The 2,554-nt window shown below is 52.2% G+C and carries 3 protein-coding genes; all 3 read right to left on the reverse strand.

All coding sequences use genetic code 11. From position 1 onward, the window contains the following. Positions 1-69 precede the first annotated feature (69 nt). The 3 genes from HMPREF9439_RS07815 to HMPREF9439_RS07825 are packed head-to-tail and all read right to left on the reverse strand — an operon-like array spanning position 70 to position 2,472. On the reverse strand, positions 70-762 hold the full coding sequence (locus tag HMPREF9439_RS07815; protein WP_008810229.1) for a cytochrome b/b6 domain-containing protein: 693 nt from the start codon (positions 760-762) through the stop codon (positions 70-72). Continuing rightward, positions 755-1,102, reverse strand: a complete 348-nt coding sequence (locus HMPREF9439_RS07820) for an iron hydrogenase small subunit (RefSeq protein ID WP_008810230.1) — start codon at positions 1,100-1,102, stop codon at positions 755-757. Before HMPREF9439_RS07820 ends, HMPREF9439_RS07815 begins: the two co-directional genes overlap by 8 nt. Before the next feature lie 17 nt (positions 1,103-1,119). Further along, complete coding sequence (locus HMPREF9439_RS07825) at positions 1,120-2,472, reverse strand: [Fe-Fe] hydrogenase large subunit C-terminal domain-containing protein (RefSeq protein WP_008810231.1); 1,353 nt, start codon at positions 2,470-2,472, stop codon at positions 1,120-1,122. Between the last annotated feature and the right edge of the window lie 82 nt (positions 2,473-2,554).

A 2,554-nucleotide genomic window follows, 5' to 3' on the forward strand; every position in this document is an offset into this window, starting at 1 on the left:
GAGAATGCTCATGCCGAGCACACCAAAAAAGGGAGCCGAAGCCCCCTCTTTTTATTTAACGGTCAAAGATTATTTTTCAACAACTTTGACGACGTCACGTTTGACCCAAGTCGGAGCATGGTGCTCAGCGGCCTCATAAGAGATGTCGCCGGATCCGATTCTCCAAATGCCCTTGAAGTGTTCCATGGACAGGAGAGCCAGAGGAATATGAGCGCATGTAACCATAGCGGTCACAATGAAGCTTCCCCAAACGTGAGTGATGAAGAGCCAGTAGAAGACGGTCTTGCCAAGGAGGGGAGCACCCAACCAAAGCAGCCAGCCGGAAGCGATCAGATAAACGACAGCTGCGAGGAAGATGAGATAGCTCATCTTCTGGCCGCCGTTGTAACGACCCTGCGGCGGAACTTCAACCGGTCCGAAAGGAATCTTGAAGAAACGACGCGGATAGCCGCCGAAGTTTCTGAACCACATAATGGTGTTTTTGTCCCACTCAAGAAGGTTCTTGAGGGTCACGGCAAAACGTTCGGGAGCGAAGAGAACATAGCCCACGAAGTTAAGGGTGAAGAGAGCACCCAGCCAGAGGTGCCAAACCATCATGAGGTTAGCGGTTTCATCGGAAATATCGCCCATCCAATGGCCGAAATAAACGATGGCACCGGTGATGACCAAGGCGTACCAGCAAATTGCGTTGATGGAGTGGAAAACTTTGTCGGAAGTGTGGAAGCGCAGAATTCTTGCGCCTTTCATTTCGGGATTAGACATGTTCTGCCTCCGTCATAGCCAGCTGAGAGCGGGGATAGTAGTGGGTGTGGTTAAGCTTGTACATCTCGCCTTCGACAGGTTTGCCGTTCATGTCCTTGTAGACCTGCCAGCAAACGTCGTTCTGGTGAGAAGAAGTCAGATTGATCTTCTGCAGACGCTTGTCATCTGCATACAGACCGTTCTGTCTGTCGAGAATAACCTTATTGCGGGAAGTGATCAGCTGAGTGATCACAGCACCGGCGCCGGCAACTAAAACAGCGCAGAGACCGATGACTTTCAGGAAGCCGCGGCGGCCCAACATGGCAGGAACGTCGCGTTCGGTATATTGATATTTACTCATTTCTAATTCCTACCTTGTTAGAGTTTGACAGGAAGCGGAGTTGTCGGGGCAAGCCAGGAAGAACCGGCGCCCTGCAGAGGCTGACCGCCGCCGTTGACGCAGCCGCCCGGGCAGTTCATCACTTCGATGAAGTGCCAGCGATCCTTGTCTTCGTTGATGATCTTCATGACATTCTTCAGATCCTGAAGGGCGCCGTTAACGACAGCAACGCGAAGTTCGAAAATCTTGCCGCCCTGAGCCTTCAAAGGAATAGGCACAGTAGCTTCAACTAAAGAGTTGTTCAGACCGCGGACGCTGATGATGTCCGGGTTCTTCAGTTCTTCGCCGGCCAGAAGTGCGTAGGCCGTACGGAGAGCTGCTTCCATCACGCCGCCGGAGCAGCCGAAGATCGTGCCAGCACCGGTGTATTTTTCGGTCGGTTTAACTTCGTGCGTAGTAGGCATCTTGAGCGGATCGATACCGAGACGGCGGAAGACTTCAGCGATGTCACGAGTTGTGAGGCTGTAATCGATATCCGGGAAGACAGGAGAGTCTTTCGGAATAACGTTGTGTTCAACGTTCCACTTCCAGGCGTCGATGAATTCAGGACGGCTGGCTTCGAAAATCTTAGCGGTACAAGGAGTAATAGAAACGATGCAGACATCGCGCGGATCCTTGTTCCAAACGTGCTTGGCAGCCCAAGTCTTGCCTAAAGCACCGCCCATCTGAATCGGGCTCTTTGTCGTGGAAACATGGGGAATCGCAGAAGCGAAGTTAATTTCCATATTTCTGACCCAGCCGGGGCAGCAACTGGTGAAGTGAGGCAGCGGGTGGTGAGCCATCATGTTGACTTCAGGGCTTCTTTCGCCCAGGCACCAGTAGCGAACCTTCTTAATGAATTCCGTGCCTTCTTCCAGAATCGTCTGGTCGGCAGTCTGGTTCACGTCGTAAACAGTGAAACCGGCCTTTTCCAAGGCGTTGAGCATCTGGTCGGTGCAGAGATCGCCGGGTTTGCCGCCGAATTCTTCAGCCAATGCAACACGGACTGCAGGAGAGGGATGAGCGACCACGAATTTCTTCGGATCTTTAAGAGCAGCGATGACGTCGTCTACGAAGCTCATCTGTTCGATGGCGCCGAACGGGCAGGCGCTTAAGCACTGACCGCAGCTGACGCATGCATCGTCGCGAATTTTGTGAATGGCGCCTAAACCGCCGGAAATAGCATCAACCGGGCAGAACTTGCGGCATGTGTCGCAGCCGACGCAGTTGTCTTTGTTAATGTGGATAATTCCGCGAAGTTCGCCTTTGCGGAAATTTCCCTGAAACGCGGGACCGTCTTCTCCGCGACAGCCTTGAGGCGGTCGGAAGGTAACAACATCCATAGTAGACATTACTCAACTCCAGAGCTTGAAATGGAAATTTAAAGAGACAGATTCGGATAAAAATATATTTAGTAAATCGCAGCTGCGAAGT

It is taken from the genome of Parasutterella excrementihominis YIT 11859 (genome assembly GCF_000205025.1).
Lineage (GTDB): Bacteria > Pseudomonadota > Gammaproteobacteria > Burkholderiales > Burkholderiaceae_F > Parasutterella > Parasutterella excrementihominis.

Bases quoted from the DNA above. Each gene is read 5' to 3' on its own strand.
- HMPREF9439_RS07815 (WP_008810229.1), bottom strand. From the start codon at position 762: ATGTCTAATCCCGAAATGAAAGGCGCAAGAATTCTGCGCTTCCACACT.
- HMPREF9439_RS07820 (WP_008810230.1), bottom strand. From the start codon at position 1,102: ATGAGTAAATATCAATATACCGAACGCGACGTTCCTGCCATGTTGGGC.
- HMPREF9439_RS07825 (WP_008810231.1), bottom strand. From the start codon at position 2,472: ATGTCTACTATGGATGTTGTTACCTTCCGACCGCCTCAAGGCTGTCGC.